Consider the following 17,113-nt stretch of genomic DNA (forward strand, 5'->3'; position numbering starts at 1 on the left):
GCGCTCCACGGCGGTCCCACCGGAGGAGGCGCTCTGTCTCACGGCACGCTTCGCCCGGGGCCGCTGGTCCGGCTTCGCGGCAGCGGGCCGGTGCGTTGCCGGCTTCTCGTCGGCTGGCTTCTCGGAGGCATCTGAGGGGTCTGGCACAGGGACAAGACTGCCTCACCGCGCGCCGGGTTCGCGCCCGCCCCCCGTTCGCACCGCTACGGTGTGGCAAGTGACCGACCCCGCGCGCCCCCGGGCCGACCTGCGCCGTACCGCCGAACGCTATACCTCGGAGCCGACCGCCGGGGTGCTGACGCGACACGCCTTCTCGTTCTCCGGGCACTACGACCCGAAGAACATCCACTTCGCCGCCCTGCAGGCCTGCAACGAGGAGACGCTGGCCCCCGGCGCCGGCTTCGACGAGCACCGCCACCGGGACACCGAGATCCTCACCTGGGTCCTGGAGGGCGCCCTGGCCCACCGTGACACCGACGGCCACGCGGGGGTGGTGCGCCCCGGCATGGTGCAGCACCTGAGCGCCGGGCGCGGGGTCTCGCACACCGAACGCAACGTCGGCGGGTCCGACGTCCCGGTCCGGTTCGTGCAGATGTGGCTGCAGCCGGACGTCTTCGGGACGGAACCCTCGTACGGGCTGCGCCGGGTGACCCCCGCCGCCGACGGCCTGACCCTGCTCGCCTCCGGCATGGAGCGGGACACCGCCTCCGAGGCACTGCGGCTGCGCCGCTCGGACGCGGCGCTCTGGCTGGTCAGCGCCGGCCCCTGGACGGCCCTGCCCGACCTGCCCGAAGCCCCTTACCGCTACGCCCATCTGACCGCGGGTTCGCTCGGCTACCGCACCATCCCCGGGCCGCGCGGCGTGGGCCGCTCACTGGAGCCCGGGGACAGCGTGCGGATCACCGGCGAGGCCTTCGCCGCCCCGGTGGCCGGGGAGGCCGGGGCGGAGCTGCTGCTGTGGGAGATGCACTCGGGGCTCAAGCTGGGGTGAGCGGGGAGGGGCACGGGTGCGGCCGAAGCCAGGGCAACCGGCTTCGGCCGCACCGTTTTCGAGGCAGCGGTGTGTCAGGACTGGACGGAACGGTCCAGGGCCGGTTCCGTCCAGCGGAACCCCCTTCCACCACCTCTGAGCTGCGAGGAAAGTAGAGCTCGTCGACGGGGGCAACACCCCGCGGACACCGGCCCAAAGGCCCGGACCACACCGACCGCTGCTCCTGCAGGGCAGCCGTCGCGGACGGCGCCGCCTCTCGAACTTCCGGCCGTTCAGGCCGCTCGCACGACCTCCACCACCCGAACGGCGCCGCCGCGTGCCGCCATGTCAGGAGCACAGCCATGTCTGCCTCGAAGCCCTCCCGCCTCCTCAAGGCCGCACTCGCCGCCGCCGTCCTGGGCTCAACCGTCTTGACTGTCACCGCCGGTAGCGCCTCCGCCAGCGTCGGCACCAGCATCGTCAGCATCGCCTCCGCGAACCTCGGAAACGGTGCGACGAGTCTGAACAGCGCGGGTGGCTACGGCTACTACAACAGCGCCAACGAGAACTGGTGCGCCGACTTCGCGAAGTGGGTGTGGGCGCAGGACGGCGTCAATGTCACCGGCCTCACCGCCGCCGCGGGCAGCTTCCCGAACTACGGTTCGGGGATGCACCAGTCGCCCAAGGTCGGTGACGCTGCGGTCTTCGAGTTCAACGGCGTCGACTGGGCCTCCCACGTCTCGATCGTGACCTCCGTCAACCCCGACGGCACCGTGAGCACCATTGGCGGGAACCAGGGAGCCGGCGTGGTCAGCGCCGGCGTCATCTCGTCCAGCGGCTACTACGGCTCCAAGCACGTCAGTGGCTACGTGAGCCCGGTCGGTGGACGCGACTTCACTGCGCAGGTGAATGTCCAGCTGGACATCGTGGGTGCGGACGGTGCGCAGTACAGCCAGTTCGGGAACTACGGCGCGGGGGCGTTCAACCCGGGGTGGACGAATGTGGGCGGTGCGTCGATCACGAAGATCACCAGTGTGAACGTGGGTGGTGATCTGGTGCACTTCTACGCGGTGGCGGGTGGGCGGGTCTTCGGGCAGGACCACATTCCGTCGCAGAACCGGTGGACCGGTTGGGCGGAGATCCCCGGTGGCGCGTCGAGTGTGAAGGACATCGCGGCGAGTGCGAACGGCAACAACGTGATCCTGTCGATCATCGGTGGGGACGGGGTGCTGTACACGCAGTACGGCAACTACGACCAGGGCCACTTCGACCAGAGCTGGACCACCCGCAACGGCGCGAACCTGACCAGCATCACTTCGGTGACCGGGAACAGCAACACGATCCGGATCTACGCGGTGGGCTACGGCGGCCGTGTCTACGGCGAGGACTTCACCCTGTCCAGCAACAGTGTCGGCGGCTGGGGCGAGGTCCCGGGCGGTGCGCTGGGTGTGAAGGACATCGCGGCGAGCATGACCGGCAACAACGTCATCATCTCGATCGCCGGCGCCGACGGGGTGCTGTACACCCAGTACGCCAACTACGACCAGGGCCACTTCGACGCCAACTGGACCACCCGCAACGGCGCGAACCTGACCAACCTCACCACGGTCAACGGTGACAGCAACACCATCCACATCTACGCGATCGGCGCCGGTGGCCACGTGTACGGCGAGGACTTCACGCTGTCGAGCAACAGCGTCGGCGGCTGGGGCGAGATCCCCGGTGGCGCGGTCGGGGCCAAGGACATCACCGCCTCCAACTCCAACTGATCGAGGATCGGCGCGCCGCGACCCAGCTGGTCGCGGCGCGCTGTTGTCCGCCAACCAGCCTGCTGATCAAAAGATTTGAGGGTATCCCCATGCTCAAGCCCGCTCGCCGGAAGTACTCCCTGGCCCTCGCGGCCGCCTCGCTGCTCGCGGTCGTCGCGCCGGTCGCCACCGCGGGGACCGCCTCCGCCGCCTCGGTCAGCACCTGGGACAAGGTCGCCCAGTGCGAGAGCAGCGGTGACTGGTCCATCGTCAGCAGCGGGACACCGACGTACTACGGCGGCCTGCAGTTCAGCGCCAGCACCTGGTCCGCCTACGGCGGCACCCAGTACGCGCCCCAGGCCAACCTCGCCACGAAGCAGCAGCAGATACTCATCGGTGAGAAGGCGCTCGCGAGCCAGGGCCAGAGCGCCTGGCCGAAGTGCGGCCCGCTGGCCGGCCTCGGCGCCGACACCGCCAACCCGTACCCGTCGACCGCCGCGCCCAGCAACGTGCAGTTGGACATCGTGGGTGCGGACGGTGCGCAGTACAGCCAGTTCGGGAACTACGGCGCGGGGGCGTTCAACCCGGGGTGGACGAATGTGGGCGGTGCGTCGATCACGAAGATCACCAGTGTGAACGTGGGTGGTGATCTGGTGCACTTCTACGCGGTGGCGGGCGGGCGGGTCTTCGGGCAGGACCACATTCCGTCGCAGAACCGGTGGACCGGTTGGGCGGAGATCCCCGGTGGCGCGTCGAGTGTGAAGGACATCGCGGCGAGCGCGAACGGCAACAACGTGATCCTGTCGATCATCGGTGGGGACGGGGTGCTGTACACGCAGTACGGCAACTACGACCAGGGCCACTTCGACCAGAGCTGGACCACCCGCAACGGCGCGAACCTGACCAGCATCACCAGCGTCACCGGGAACAGCAACACGATCCGGATCTACGCGGTGGGCTACGGCGGCCGTGTCTACGGCGAGGACTTCACCCTCTCCAGCAACAGTGTCGGCGGCTGGGGTGAGATCCCGGGCGGTGCGCTGGGTGTGAAGGACATCGCCGGGAGCATGAACGGCAACAACGTGGTGCTGAGCATCGTGGGTGCCGACGGGGTGCTGTACACCCAGTACGCCAACTACGACCAGGGCCACTTCGACCCGAACTGGACCACCCGCAACGGTGCCGGCCTGACCAACCTCACCACGGTCAACGGTGACAGCAACACCATCCACATCTACGCGATCGGCGCCGGTGGCCACGTGTACGGCGAGGACTTCACGCTGTCGACGAACAACGTCGGCGGCTGGGGCGAGATCCCCGGTGGCGCGGTCGGGGCCAAGGACATCACCGCCTCCAACTCCAACTGATCGCGCGAGGCGTCGGCGGGGGCGGCCGCCCTCAAACGCGGCGGACCTGGACTTCGCGGCGGCCCGGACGGCCCCAGCGGGGTGTCCGGGCCGCTCATGATGGGCCGGACAGGCCCTAGCCGCGCAGCTCGGTCAGGACCGCGTCCGTCAGCGCCGGCCAGACCTCGGCGGCCCAGGGACCGAAGTCCCGGTCGGCCAGGGCGATGCAGGCCACGCCCGCCTCGGGGTCGACCCAGAGGAAGGTGCCGGACTGGCCGAAGTGGCCGAAGGTGTTGGGCGAGCTGAGCGCGCCGGTCCAGTGCGGGGACTTGTGGTCGCGGATCTCGAAGCCGAGACCCCAGTCGTTGGGCTTCTGGTGGCCGTAGCCGGGGAGCACGCCGCTCAGGCCGGGGAAGGCGACCTCGCGGGTGGCGGTCGAGACGGTGGAGGGGTGCAGCAGGCGGGGCCGCTGGAGTTCGGCGGCGAAGCGGGCCAGGTCGGCGGCGGTGGAGATGCCACCGGCGCCGGCGGGGGTGCGGTGGACGGCCTCGATCGTGGTGTCCAGCATGCCGAGCGGCTGGAAGACGGCCTCGGCCGCGTACTGCTCGAACGGGATGCCCGCGGCCTCGGCCAGGGTGGCGGCCAGCACGTCGAAGCCCGCGTTGGAGTAGAGGCGGCGGGTGCCGGGAGCGGCCATCGCGCGGTGCTCGTCGAAGGCCAGGCCCGAGGTGTGGGCGAGCAGGTGACGGACCGTCGAACCCTCGGGGCCGGCCGGGTCGTCCAGTTCGAAGACGCCCTCCTCGACGGCGACCAGGGCGGTGTAGGCGGTCAGCGGCTTGGTCACCGACGCCAGCTGGAAGCGGTGCTGCTGCGGACCGTGCGCGCCGAGCAGTGCGCCGTCCGCGCCGCGAACCACCGCCACGGCCGCCGTGTCGACGGGCCAGTCCTCGATCATCTTCAAGCTCTGCATGTCAGGAACTATCTCAGGAAGCGCGGCCGGCCCGCGTGGGAGGCTTGCTTGGAGTGCACTCCAACTGGATAGCGTCCTTCTCGACGCCGAACTTACTCGACGCCGAACTTGGGGAGGGAGTCCGATGAGTGCCGAGCCCGCTTCCGCGGTGGACGACCGGCTTGCGGCCGATCGCAGCCTGCAGCACACCATCAGCGAGGTCTCCGAGATCAGCGGCCTGACCGCGCACACGCTGCGCTGGTACGAGCGGATCGGCCTGCTCGACCCGGTGGACCGCTCGCACGCGGGCCGTCGGCTCTACAGCGACCGGGACCTGGTCCGGCTGGACTTCCTCGGCAAGCTGCGGCTGACCGGGATGCCGGTCGCGGACATGCTGCGCTACGTGGAGCTGTTCCGGGCCGGGGACGAGACCTTCGACGAACGACGCGACCTGCTGGTCGCCCACCGCGACGAGGTCCGGCAGAAGATCGCCGACCTGCACGCGACCCTCGCGGTGCTCGACTACAAGATCGATCTTTATTCAGGGAAGAGGCAGAGCGAATGAGCCAGTCCGAGAACGATGTGAACCTGCCCGCCGTCGAGCTGCCCACTGTCGAGTTGGGCAAGGGCGGCCCGCTGGTGGGCGTCCAGGGCCTGGGCTGCATGGGGATGAGCGAGTTCTACGGGCCCACCGACACCACCGAGGCGCTGGCCACCCTGGAGGCCGCGCTGGCGGCGGGGATCACCCACTTCGACACGGCCGACATCTACGGTTCCGGGCACAACGAGGAGCTGATCGGCCCGTTCGTCCGGGCCAACCGCGACCGGGTGGTGCTGGCCACCAAGTTCGCCATCGAGCGCAAGGCCGAGGACCCGTCCTACCGCGGCGTCCGCAACGACCCGGCCTACATCCGGGCCGCCGTCGACGCCTCGCTGCAGCGGCTGGGCATCGACGTGATCGACCTGTACTACATGCACCGGCGCGACCCGAACATCCCGCTCGCCGAGTCGGTCGGCGCGATGGCCGAGCTGGTGCAGGCGGGCAAGGTGCGCCACCTCGGACTCTCCGAGGTGACCGGCGCCGAGCTGCGCGAGGCGCACGCGGTGCACCCGATCGCGGCGCTGCAGTCGGAGTGGTCGCTCTTCTCCCGGGACGTGGAGCGCACCGCGGTGCCGGCCGCCGCCGAGCTGGGCGTCGCCTTCGTGCCGTACTCGCCGCTCGGTCGCGGCTTCCTGACCGGTGCCTTCGCCAGCGCCACCGAGCTGGCCGAGGACGACTTCCGCCGCTCCATGCCGCGCTTCACGGGTGACAACGCGGCCGCCAACGCGGCGTTGATCGCGCCGATCCAGCGGGTGGCCGCCGCGCGCGGGGTGACGGTGGCTCAGGTCGCGCTGGCCTGGGTCCAGCAGCGGGCCGAGGTGCACTCGCTGACGGTGGTTCCGATCCCGGGCACTCGCAAGCGCAGCCGGCTGGCCGAGAACGTGGCGGCGGCGACGCTGAAGCTCACCGAGGCGGAGCTGGCGGTGCTGGAGCCGATCGCGGGTGAGGTCGAGGGCAACCGTTACGCGGACATGAGCTTCAGTTCCGCCGGGCGGGAGTGAGCAGCGGTCAGGACAGGCGGTAGCTGACCGCCTGGTAGTCCCCCAGCGCGATCGCGGCGAAGTTGTGCAGGCTCGCGGTGCCGTCGGCGAAGTACCCCATGTGCCCGGCGGCACCGGTCGAGGCGATCTGCTCGGCGCCGAAGTCCGCGCTGGTCGGGTCGGCGCCGTGGCCCAGTCCGCCGACCTCGAGGTAGGGGACGTTGCCGATCCAGTCGCTCGGATTGCGGGTGGCCCAGACGTGCACGCCGGTGCCCAGCTCGTCCGCGTTCTGCACGCCCATCCCCGGGCTGCCGAGCACCACCAGGTCGGTGGTCTCGCCGCGCAGCTTGGGCGCCAGCGTCCCGCAGACCACCGAGCCGTAGGAGTGGCAGAGCAGGGCCGGCGGCGCGGTCGGAGAGCTGGTCTGGGCGAGGCCGCCGAGCAGCCGGGCCAGGCGCGGTGCGCCGACGTCGGCCAGCCGCGAGGTGACGGCGTCCGGGCCCAGGCCCACGGGGGTGACGTACCCGGTCCAGGCGACCACGGCGGTCCGGGTGCCGGGCGCCTCGCGCTGCTCCTCGGCGCGCAGCGCGCGGGCCATCCCGGCGGGGGAGCGCAGCGGCTCGACCGAGCGGTCGAAGTGGCCGAGGTCGGTGTCGGAGCCCGGCACGATCACCGAGACCCGCTGGGCGCTCGCCAGGTCCCCGAAGACCTCGCTGACCAGGCCGCGCCCGCGCGGGTCGAAGGAGAGGATCTGCCGGCCGGGGGTCAGCAGCGCCTGGCAGTCGTTGGCCCGGGAGACGGCCAGCGCGTGCTGGTCGGCGTCGAGCGACTTGTCGGCGGCGCGGGCCCTGGCGGTGGCCACCTCGGCGGTGACGGCCAGCGCGTTGGCCCGGTAGCGCAGCTGCAGCGGGGCGCCGTCCAGGTTGCCCACCACCAGGGGGTAGGCGTGCGCCAGCTGGTCCTGCTGGGCGGGGGTGAGCGAGGCGAAGAAGGCCGCGACGGCGGCGGGCTCGGCGGTGGCCGGATCGGGCAGCGCCCGGCCGAGCGAGTGGTCCTTGACCCAGGCGTCCGCACCGGCCGGCGGGGTGCTGATCGCGACCTGCTCGTTGGAGGCCGCGGCCTGGGCGGCGGCGGCGCCCGCGTCGGCCAGGACCGCACAGGTCGCGAAGGCGCCGATCAGCATCCGCTTCAGCCGCCTGCGCTGCATCGCGTCAACTCCTGGTGGTACGGCAGCTGGTCTGGCGACAGCCGGTCCTAAGATGGCGTTCAGTCGGCCAGCGTATGTGGTCAGGTGTCGCGATGGAGACGACCCAAACTGTGGGTTGAATCACAGTGCCGATGAATCACCAGGTCGGCGGCCGTTCGAGGGCTGCGCGGCGTCGAACTCGCGGACCAGTTTCTTGGGCGCGGTGCGCCGCCAGGCCTCGGTGACCAGGTCGCGCAGCTCCTCGGGATCCGCCAGGTCGAGCCGGACCCGGACCCAGCCGAACCGCCCGACATAGGGCGCCTTGCTGTACACCTGCGGTGCGGCGGCGAGCAGTTCGGCCTGGTCGGCCGGGGAGGCCTTGATGCTGACCGAGTCGGAGCCCTCGGCGCCGACCGCGAACATCTTCTCGCCGACCCGCAGCGTGAGTTCGCCCCAGGTGGGGCGCTCGGCGGTCTGCGGCAGGCTCAGGCCGAGGGCGAGGAACTCGTCGAAGGTGACCATGGGGTCAGGGTAGGGGCTGCCACTGTCACCCGACCGAGCGCACGCTGACGTGGCGTCAGGACCACGTGGAGGTGAGCGCCGGGCCGAGCTGGTCCAGATGGCGCTGGATCACCGCGATCATCCCCTCGGGGCCGTCGTCCTCCGGGTCGCGGCCGGCCGCTTCGGCGGTCCAGGCCAGGTGCGCGGTGCGGATCGTGGCGCCGAAGACCGCGGCGAGCAGTCGCGGACGCAGGTCGGTGGCCGGGTCCAGGCCCTCGCGGGCCGCCAGGATCTCGGCCACCCGCTGCTCCTGGTCGGTGGACCGGCGCAGGTGGGCGGCGAGCAGGGTGGGCGTGGTCTCGATCAGCTGGACCAGCTCCAGCGCGGCGGTGACGCCCCGCCCGCTCTCGTGGTGTGCGGCGCCGAGGTCGCGCCAGGTCGCGCAGATCGCCTCGCGCAGCGCCAGCTGCGGGTTCTCCTCGGCCGGGCGGGCCTGCAGCCGCTCGACGAAGTAGTCCTCGGCGTCGGTCAGCACGGCGAGCGCGGCCTCCTCCTTGTTGGCGAAGTACCGGAAGAAGGTGCGCTGCGAGACGTCCACGGCGTCGGCGATCTCGTCGACCGTGGTGCGGGCGTAGCCCTGGCTGAGGAAGAGCCGGTGTGCGGCGTCGACCAGCGCGTCCCGGGTGCGCTGCTTCTTGCGTTCGCGCAGGCCCGGCGGGGTGCTGGGGGGAGCCGTCGAGGTGGGGGCCATGCGAACACGATAGCGCGGTGCGGAGTTGGCACTTCTTGCCTTGTGTCAGCTACTGACATAATCTCCCGATGGTGGCGCCCGTGCGGCCGATGTGCTCGTGGGGACGGGCTTGGGCCCGGGCGCCACCCGTATCGCCGATCTGACGGTACGTCAGCTAGCGTGTCGCCTTGCGGATCACCGTGCCGGGCGCTGGGCTACGCCCATGACCAGCCACGTTTCCGTCCGTGACGGCTCCGTCCAGGACGATCAACGGCTCGACCCGCCAGCTCGCCGCTCCGGCCGCCTGGCGACCTTCCTCGCCCCGTGGTGGGTGTTCGCGCCGACGGTCGGCGCCGTGCTGACGGCGCTCATGGCGGTTCGGCTGTTCCTGCCCGGCCCGATCGGCATGGCCGACAACGGCGACGGAGCGCGCCGGATGTGCGCGGCGGACGTCGTCGCCCAGGCGGACCGCGGATCCACGCTCTTCTTCAAGTTCGTCAACCTCACCTACACCCACGCCGCGCCCGGGATCTGCAACCCGGCGCAGACCTATCCGGGCAGCGGCGCGTGGCTGCTGCACCTCGCGGTGCCGCTGAGCCACTGGTGGGGCCTGTCGGGGGACTTCGACCTGCGGGCGCTCGCCGGGCTGTTCTGCCTGCTGATCGGCCTGGCCGCCACGGTGTTCGCCGCCGCGCTGCGCGGAGGTCTGCCGGCTCGGTCACTGATCTGCCTGCTGCTGTTCGTGGTGGTGGCCGACGCCGCGTTCGCCGGCTACGCGGCCTCGCCGTACAGCGAGTCGGCCGGACTGCTCGGGATCCTGCTCGCGACCGCCGGCGCCACCCACCTGGGCGGCTCGGTGCGGGCGCGCGCGGGCGGCCTGCTGGTGTTCACCGCCGGCGCGGTGCTGGCGGTCGCCGCCAAGGCCCAGTCGGTCTCGATGGTGCTCCCGTTCGTCGCGCTGCTGCTCACCGTCCGGATCCCGCTGGGCCGGGCCCGGGGAGCCGTGGCCGGCCGCCTTCCGGCGCTGCTGGCGGCGGCCGTGATCGTCACCACCGGAGTGGTCACGACGAACTCGCAGGTGCCGGAGTTCAAGGAGATCAACCCGACCGAGGCGGTCTTCGTCGGCCTGCTCGGCAAGAGCCCCGACCCGGCGGCCTCGGCCGTCGAACTGGGTCTGCCGGCCGACTTCGCGAAGTACGCGGGACGGAGCTGGTGGGTGCCGCAACCGCCGCAGCAGGACCCGCGCTGGCCCCGGGTCCGGGACCGGATGAACTACCCGAACATCGCCTGGTTCCTGGTCCGAAACCCGGGCATCGCGAGCCGGATCGCGCTCAGCGCGCTGGACGACTTCGGCGCCGCCCGCCCCGACTACCTCGGCTCCTACCCGGTCGGTGCGCAGCAGCCGCCGGGGGCGCGGGAGTCACGGATCGCGGTCTACAGCTCCGTGGTCCAGGACGTGGGCGGTGGCCTGCTGCTGGTCGTGCTGGGCATCGGCGCGGTGGGCCTGTGGTGGCGCAGGGGCGACGGCGACGACCGTCGGCGCGCGTTCCTCGCGGCCGCGGCCGCGCTGGCGGCCCTGGCCCTGGTGCAGTTCTTCACCGCCGCCTACGGCGAGGCGATCGAGAACACCAAGCACATGGTCTTCTCGATCTTCGCGACCGGGCTGGTCTTCGTGCTGGCCGCGGCCGCCGTCTTCTGCGGTCGGGGCGCGGTGGCGCCGGCCGGGGACGAGTTGCCGGCCGAGGGTGAGCTGCCGCCGCCGCGCGGTCAGGCGGACGGCGCGGACGGTGCGGACGGCGTCGAGGGTAGGGAAGGCAGCGGGGGCAGCGGCGGCAGCGAGGAGTCGGCCGGCGGATCGCCGTCGAGCAGCTCGCGGGCCTCGCGCAGGTAGCGGCTGCGCTCCTCGAACTCGAGGTTCGGGAAGTAGTCCTTGAGCCAGGCGGCCGCCTCGGCCGGCGGCAGGTGCAGCTCGGCGAGCAGCCAGCGGGCGCGGGTGAGGATTTCTTCGTGCATGGCCGCATCGTCACCGGACGGCCGAGCGCGGGCGCGCCGGAGTGAGCCGAACGGCCGAGGGCCGGACTCCCTGGGGGAGTCCGGCCCTCGGCCGTCAGCGGGTGCGGATCAGGCGTCGCCGCCGGCCGCGCCCGGGTGGGCGGCGGCCACGTCCAGCAGCTGGTAGCGGTCGATCGCCTCCTTGAGCGCGGAGCGGTCGATCTTGCCCTGCTTCGCCAGCTCGGTCAGCACCCCGAGCACCACCGACTGCGCGTCGATGTGGAAGAAGCGGCGGGCCGCACCGCGGGTGTCGGCGAAGCCGAAACCGTCGGCGCCCAGCGACTGCCACTGGCCCGGCACCCAGCGCGAGATCTGGTCCGGCACCGCGCGCATCCAGTCGGAGACGGCGACGAACGGGCCCTCGGCGCCCTGCAGCTTCTGCGTCACGTACGGGACGCGCTGCGGCTCCTCCGGGTGCAGCAGGTTGAACTCCTCGGCCTCCACCGCGTCACGACGCAGCTCGTTCCAGGAGGTCGCCGACCAGACGTCCGCCTTGACGTTCCACTCCTCGGCGAGGATCCGCTGGGCCTCCAGCGCCCACGGCACCGCGACACCCGAGGCGAGGATCTGCGCCGGGATCTGGCCGGCCGTGCCGGCCTGGTACTTGTGGATGCCCTTGAGGATGCCCTCGACGTCCACGTTCTCCGGCTCGGCCGGCATGTGGATCGGCTCGTTGTAGACCGTCATGTAGTAGAAGACGTCCTCGCCGTGCGGGTGCTCGGCGGTGGCGCCGTACATCCGGCGCAGGCCGTCCTGCATGATGTGCGCGATCTCGAAACCGTAGGCCGGGTCGTAGGCGACCACGGCCGGGTTGGTCGAGGCGAGCAGCTGCGAGTGGCCGTCCGCGTGCTGCAGGCCCTCACCGGTCAGCGTGGTGCGGCCGGCGGTGGCGCCGATCACGAAGCCGCGGGACAGCTGGTCGGCCATCTGCCAGAACTGGTCGCCGGTGCGCTGGAACCCGAACATCGAGTAGAAGACGTAGACCGGGATCAGCGGCTCGCCGTGGGTCGCGTAGGACGAGCCGGCGGCGATCAGCGAGGCGGTGCAGCCGGCCTCGGAGATGCCGTCGTGCAGCATCTGGCCGGTCGGGGACTCCTTGTAGGCCAGCAGCAGCTCGCGGTCGACCGACTCGTAGGTCTGGCCGAGCGGGTTGTAGATCTTGGCCGACGGGAAGAGCGAGTCCATGCCGAAGGTGCGGTACTCGTCGGGGGCGATCGGCACGAAGCGGTTGCCGATGCCCTTGTCCCGCATCAGGTCCTTGAGCACCCGGACGAACGCCATGGTGGTGGCGATGGTCTGGTTGCCGGAACCCTTCTTGACCGCCTTGTACGCGTCGTCGCCCGGCAGCTCCAGCTTGCGCGGCCGCACCTTGCGGGTCGGCATGTAGCCGCCCAGCTCCTTGCGGCGGTCGTGCATGTACTGGATCTCTTCGGAGTCCTTGCCCGGGTGGTAGTAGGGCGGGTAGCCCTCGTCGAGCTGCTTGTCCGTGATCGGCAGGTGCAGCCGGTCGCGGAACCGCTTCAGGTCCTCGACCGTCAGCTTCTTCATCTGGTGGGTGGCGTTGCGGCCCTCGAAGTTCGGGCCCAGGGTCCAGCCCTTGACGGTCTGCGCCAGGATCACGGTCGGCTGGCCGACGTGCTCGCGGGCCGCCTTGAACGCCGCGTAGACCTTGGCGTGGTCGTGGCCGCCGCGACCCAGGTGCTGGATCTGCTGGTCGGTCATGTTCTCGACCATCGCGCGCAGCCGCAGGTCGCCGCCGAAGAAGTGCTCGCGGATGTACGCGCCGGTCTCGGTGGCGTAGGTCTGGAACTGGCCGTCCACCGTGGTGTTCAGCTTGTTGACCAGGACGCCGTCGCGGTCCTGCGCCAGCAGCGGGTCCCAGCTGCGGTCCCAGATCAGCTTGATGACGTTCCAGCCGGCGCCGCGGAACTGCGACTCCAGCTCCTGGATGATCTTGCCGTTGCCGCGGACCGGGCCGTCCAGACGCTGCAGGTTGCAGTTGACCACGAAGGTCAGGTTGTCCAGGCCCTCACGCGCGGCGAGCGACAGCTGGCCGAGCGACTCGGGCTCGTCCATCTCGCCGTCACCGAGGAAGGCGTAGACGTGCGAGCTGGAGGTGTCCTTGATGCCGCGGTGCTCCAGGTAGCGGTTCATCCGGGCCTGGTAGATCGCGCCGAGCGGGCCGAGGCCCATCGAGACGGTCGGGAACTCCCAGAAGTCCGGCATCAGCCGCGGGTGCGGGTAGCTGGACAGGCCGTAGGGCGCCTTGGACTTCTCCTGGCGGAACGAGTCGAGCTGCTGCTCGCTCAGTCGGTCCAGCAGGAAGGCGCGGGCGTAGATGCCGGGGGAGGCGTGACCCTGGAAGAAGATCTGGTCACCGGACTCGCCGTCGGCGTCCTTGCCACGGAAGAAGTAGTTGAAGCCCACGTCGTAGAGCGACGCGGAGGAGGCGAAGGTGGCGATGTGCCCACCGACGCCGATCCCCGGGCGCTGGGCCCGCGAGACCATGACGGCCGCGTTCCAACGGGTCGCGTTCAGGACCTTGCGCTCGATCTCCTCGTTGCCGGGGAAGAACGGCTCGTCCTTGGTGGCGATCGTGTTGACGTAGTCCGTGCTGCGCATCTCGGGCACGGCCACACGCTTCTCGCGGGCACGCTCGATCAGGCGGAGCATCAAGTAGCGGGCGCGCTCACGTCCCCGCTCGTCGATGGCCGCATCGAGCGACTCCAGCCATTCCGCGGTCTCCTCGGGATCGAAGTCCGGGACCTGACTCGGAAGGCCGCCAATGATGATCGGGTTGCGATCGGATCCGGAAGCCACGCTGTTCCTTCACTGTCGGACGAATCTTGAAATGTGTCGCGCCGCCTCCATCGTGCTACCGCGCTCGGAGATCCGTCATCTCTACCGATCGGTAACCGTCCTGGCTGGTCAGCGAGGTCGGTCAGGTGGCGTGCGGCCGGCTGTCCGCGGGGGAATGCCGGAGTGAGGGCCAACAGGAGACTCTACGCCCGTGATCGCGCTCGCCTCGAATGCTGTTCGCATTCCGGGCGGTCGGGCCCGTGACGGCGTGCGCGGGCGGGCTCTGAACAGCGCCGAAACCTGCCGGAGCACGCGCGGCATCCGCAGCATGGGCGAACGGCCAGCAAAAGGGCAAATCGGTGTGATTCCCGGCACAGGACACGGCGTGTCTTGCTACGAGACGTCAACCTTTGGGTGGGATCGGGGGTCGGGTACTTGCGCGAACCGCCGCGCCCGTGTGGACTACGGCCACAGCCCTGGCGCCGATGCCAGGCCGAATACTGGAGGTTATTCCCGTGAGCGCGACCGCGGACCCCGCGGACAAGTCCAACCCGGCCTTCAAGCTGGGCTTCGAGCCCGGCCAGATTGTCCAGGAGCTCGGGTACGACGATGACACCGATCAGGATCTCCGCGAGGGCATCGAGGAGATCACCGGTGAGGAGCTCGTCGACGAGGACTACGACGACGTCGCAGACGGCGTCCTGCTGTGGCACCGCGAGGAGGACGGGGATCTCACCGACATCCTCGTTGACGCCCAGGAGTACCTCGCCGACGGTGGCCTGATCTGGCTGCTGACCCCCAAGAAGGGCCGTGACGGGCACGTCGAGGCCCATGAGATCGCCGAGGCGGCGCAGACCGCAGGCCTCTCCCAGACCAGCTCGATCGCGGTGGCCGCCGACTGGGCCGGCGCCCGACTGGCCACCCCGAAGGCTGCCAAGTCAAAGCGCTGACGACTCGCCCGGTCCGACCGGGCCGCTGCCTTGACGGGCCCCGCTGGAGTTTCCTCCAGCGGGGCCCGTCGCCATCCGGGCCCGGTTCGTGCGGGCTGCCGGAAGGCCTGTTCGCCTCCGGCGAAACTCTCCCTCGAGAGGCTTGCTCTGTCACTCGTTCGGCCGAATTCGGGAAACCGGATGCGAGGATGTGGCCGCGGTCGGCCGTTGCGCCGAGACACTGTCGAGAAAGGTCCTCACCATGGCCATCGAGGTCGGCACCCAGGCTCCGGACTTCGAGCTGAAGAACCAGCACGGCGAGCTGGTCAAGCTCTCCGACTTCCGGGGCGAGAAGAACGTCGTACTGGTGTTCTACCCGTTCGCCTTCACCGGCGTCTGCACCGGCGAGGTCTGTGCGATCCAGAAGGAGCTGCCGCGCCTGCAGAACGACGACGTGCAGATCCTCGCGGTCTCCAACGACTCGCCGTTCACCCTGCGCGTCTTCGCCGAGCAGGAGGGCCTGGACTACCCGCTGCTCTCCGACTTCTGGCCGCACGGCGCCGCCTCGCGCGCCTACGGCGTCTTCGAGGAGGAGAAGGGCTGCGCGGTGCGCGGCACCTTCGTGATCGACAAGGCCGGCGTGGTCCGCTGGTCGGTCGTCAACGGCCTGCCGGACGCCCGGGACGAGCAGGAGTACCTGAAGGTGCTCGCCTCGCTCTGAGTCACCGGCCGTGACTCCTTGACGGTCCAGGGCCCGGCGTGGCGGGGGAATCCCAGCCACGCCGGGCCTTATCGCTTCACGGTCGGGAACCCGGCACTACGATCGGGCCGTTGGCCGATGGAGAGCGGAACCGATTCTTGGAGGAACCTGTGGGTGTCAGCCTGAGCAAGGGCGGCAATGTCTCGCTCACCAAGGAGGCCCCGGGCCTGACGGCCGTGCTCGTCGGCCTCGGCTGGGATGCGCGTACCACCACCGGCGTCGACTTCGACCTGGACGCCAGCGCGTTGCTCTGCAACGACCAGGGCAAGGTCACCAAGGACGCCAACTTCGTCTTCTTCAACAACCTCACCAGCCCGGACGGCTCGGTCGAGCACACCGGCGACAACGTGACCGGTGAGGGCGAGGGCGACGACGAGGTGATCAAGGTCAACCTGGCCGCCGTCCCGGCCGACGTCTCGAAGATCGTCTTCCCGGTCTCGATCTACGACGCCGAGACCCGGACGCAGAACTTCGGCCAGGTCCGCAACGCCTACATCCGGGTGGTCAACCAGGCCGGCGGCACCGAGATCGCCCGCTACGACCTGAGCGAGGACGCCTCCACCGAGACCGCGATGGTCTTCGGCGAGCTCTACCGCAACGGCGCCGAGTGGAAGTTCCGCGCGATCGGCCAGGGCTACGCCTCCGGCCTGCGCGGGATCGCGCAGGACTTCGGCGTCAACGTCTGAGCCTCGACGACCGACGGTCCACCGGTACGCGCTGCCGCCCGGCTCTCAGCTGAGCGGCAGCGCGTACACCCGGTCGTCCTGCAGCGCGATCAACTGCTCGCCGTCGGTGGCGAACTGCCACGCGACGTCGGTGCTGATCCCGTTGCGGAAGACCCAACGCAGCGTGTGCGCCTTGGTGTCCACGGCGAACAGGCCCTTGTCGTTGGTGGCCACGAACAGGGTGTCCTTGACCAGGAACGGCGCGATGGTCATGGTGCACTCGTCGGTCAGCGGGAGCCGCCACAGCTCGGCGCCGCTGTCCGCCTGGAACGCGATCAGCACCGGTGCGGCCGGCGGGGTGTAGAGCGTGCCGTCCAGGGTCACCGTCATGCCGCCGAGCACCGAGTAGGCCACCCCGTCCCCGACCGCGGCCGGAGTGAACCAGATCCGCTTCTGCGGCGGCGTCTTCACCCAGGCGGGCTTGCCGTCGGCCACCGTGACGGCCTGCAGGCCGGTGCCGGCGGCGGAGCAGAAGACCCGGGTGCCGTCGGTGGCCGGCTGGTAGAGCGCCTGCGCGTCGGTGTCGGCGAACCAGAGCTGCTCGCCGGTGGTGGTGGAGCGGGCCACCAGGTTCTTCTCGGAGTCGGTGTACAGCAGCATCCCGCCGGCCAGTACGGCGGCCACCGAGCGGTCCGCGTCCGGCTTGCGGTGCTGGCTCCACAGCACCGAGCCGTCCTTGTGGGAGAGCGCGAAGATTCCCGGCGCCTGCGGGACGGTGGAGCTGGGCAGACCGGAGTCGTCCAGCGTCATGAAGCTGCACAGGGCGTAGACCGCGCGCTCGTCGGCCGCCAGCACGTCCTCCGCGACCAGCACCGTCCTGGGGTCGGTTCCGGGCTT

The 17,113-nt window shown here is 70.6% G+C and carries 15 protein-coding genes; 9 read left to right on the top strand and 6 right to left on the bottom strand.

Annotation, left to right across the window (positions count from 1 at the left end):
- Positions 1–217: 217 nt before the first annotated feature.
- The 3 genes from BR98_RS29530 to BR98_RS36715 all read left to right on the top strand — a co-directional run bounded on the left by BR98_RS29530 (position 218) and on the right by BR98_RS36715 (position 4,085).
- Positions 218–991: a pirin family protein gene (locus tag BR98_RS29530; protein ID WP_035849447.1), complete on the top strand. Its 774-nt coding sequence runs from the start codon at positions 218–220 to the stop codon at positions 989–991.
- A 341-nt stretch (positions 992–1,332) separates the two neighbouring features.
- Positions 1,333–2,739 (top strand): CHAP domain-containing protein, encoded by a 1,407-nt coding sequence (locus BR98_RS29535; RefSeq protein WP_035849449.1) that lies wholly within the window; start codon positions 1,333–1,335, stop codon positions 2,737–2,739.
- Between the two features lie 89 nt (positions 2,740–2,828).
- Positions 2,829–4,085: a transglycosylase family protein gene (locus BR98_RS36715; protein ID WP_051970372.1), complete on the top strand. Its 1,257-nt coding sequence runs from the start codon at positions 2,829–2,831 to the stop codon at positions 4,083–4,085.
- Between the two features lie 115 nt (positions 4,086–4,200).
- On the opposite strand, the gene BR98_RS29545 is transcribed toward BR98_RS36715, so the two are convergent.
- Positions 4,201–5,034, bottom strand: a complete 834-nt coding sequence (locus tag BR98_RS29545) for a serine hydrolase domain-containing protein (protein WP_035849452.1) — start codon at positions 5,032–5,034, stop codon at positions 4,201–4,203.
- Between the two features lie 124 nt (positions 5,035–5,158).
- On the opposite strand from BR98_RS29545, the gene BR98_RS29550 reads away from it, so the two are divergent.
- Positions 5,159–5,578 (top strand): MerR family transcriptional regulator, encoded by a 420-nt coding sequence (locus BR98_RS29550; protein ID WP_035849455.1) that lies wholly within the window; start codon positions 5,159–5,161, stop codon positions 5,576–5,578.
- On the top strand, positions 5,575–6,615 hold the full coding sequence (locus tag BR98_RS29555) for an aldo/keto reductase (protein WP_051970375.1): 1,041 nt from the start codon (positions 5,575–5,577) through the stop codon (positions 6,613–6,615). Before BR98_RS29550 ends, BR98_RS29555 begins: the two co-directional genes overlap by 4 nt.
- 7 nt (positions 6,616–6,622) lie before the next feature.
- On the opposite strand, the gene BR98_RS29560 is transcribed toward BR98_RS29555, so the two are convergent.
- The 3 genes from BR98_RS29560 to BR98_RS29570 all read right to left on the bottom strand — a co-directional run bounded on the left by BR98_RS29560 (position 6,623) and on the right by BR98_RS29570 (position 9,032).
- The gene (locus BR98_RS29560; RefSeq protein ID WP_035849458.1) at positions 6,623–7,801 is read right to left on the bottom strand and encodes an alpha/beta hydrolase; all 1,179 of its coding nucleotides are present in this window, start codon (positions 7,799–7,801) and stop codon (positions 6,623–6,625) included.
- Between the two features lie 120 nt (positions 7,802–7,921).
- Positions 7,922–8,302: an MmcQ/YjbR family DNA-binding protein gene (locus tag BR98_RS29565; RefSeq protein ID WP_035849460.1), complete on the bottom strand. Its 381-nt coding sequence runs from the start codon at positions 8,300–8,302 to the stop codon at positions 7,922–7,924.
- Between the two features lie 55 nt (positions 8,303–8,357).
- A complete protein-coding gene (locus BR98_RS29570; protein WP_035849463.1) occupies positions 8,358–9,032 on the bottom strand; it encodes a TetR/AcrR family transcriptional regulator in 675 nt (224 codons plus the stop codon).
- Between the two features lie 202 nt (positions 9,033–9,234).
- On the opposite strand from BR98_RS29570, the gene wsfD reads away from it, so the two are divergent.
- On the top strand, positions 9,235–10,902 hold the full coding sequence (gene wsfD / locus BR98_RS29575; RefSeq protein WP_035849466.1) for a glycan biosynthesis hexose transferase WsfD: 1,668 nt from the start codon (positions 9,235–9,237) through the stop codon (positions 10,900–10,902).
- Between the two features lie 230 nt (positions 10,903–11,132).
- Here wsfD and aceE read toward each other — a convergent pair whose 3' ends face one another.
- Complete coding sequence (aceE, locus tag BR98_RS29580; protein ID WP_035849468.1) at positions 11,133–13,883, bottom strand: pyruvate dehydrogenase (acetyl-transferring), homodimeric type; 2,751 nt, start codon at positions 13,881–13,883, stop codon at positions 11,133–11,135.
- Between the two features lie 494 nt (positions 13,884–14,377).
- Here aceE and BR98_RS29585 point away from each other — a divergent pair, with 494 nt between their 5' ends.
- The 3 genes from BR98_RS29585 to BR98_RS29595 all read left to right on the top strand — a co-directional run bounded on the left by BR98_RS29585 (position 14,378) and on the right by BR98_RS29595 (position 16,237).
- Positions 14,378–14,812, top strand: a complete 435-nt coding sequence (locus tag BR98_RS29585) for a DUF3052 domain-containing protein (RefSeq protein ID WP_035849474.1) — start codon at positions 14,378–14,380, stop codon at positions 14,810–14,812.
- 241 nt (positions 14,813–15,053) lie between these two features.
- Entirely contained in the window at positions 15,054–15,512 is a 459-nt protein-coding gene (locus tag BR98_RS29590; protein ID WP_035854309.1) for a peroxiredoxin, read from the top strand.
- A gap of 149 nt (positions 15,513–15,661) precedes the next feature.
- The gene (locus BR98_RS29595; protein ID WP_035849476.1) at positions 15,662–16,237 is read left to right on the top strand and encodes a TerD family protein; all 576 of its coding nucleotides are present in this window, start codon (positions 15,662–15,664) and stop codon (positions 16,235–16,237) included.
- A gap of 45 nt (positions 16,238–16,282) precedes the next feature.
- Here BR98_RS29595 and BR98_RS41640 read toward each other — a convergent pair whose 3' ends face one another.
- Complete coding sequence (locus BR98_RS41640; RefSeq protein ID WP_035849485.1) at positions 16,283–17,089, bottom strand: outer membrane protein assembly factor BamB family protein; 807 nt, start codon at positions 17,087–17,089, stop codon at positions 16,283–16,285.
- Positions 17,090–17,113: the final 24 nt, after the last annotated feature.

It is taken from the genome of Kitasatospora azatica KCTC 9699 (genome assembly GCF_000744785.1).
GTDB classification, from domain to species: domain Bacteria; phylum Actinomycetota; class Actinomycetes; order Streptomycetales; family Streptomycetaceae; genus Kitasatospora; species Kitasatospora azatica.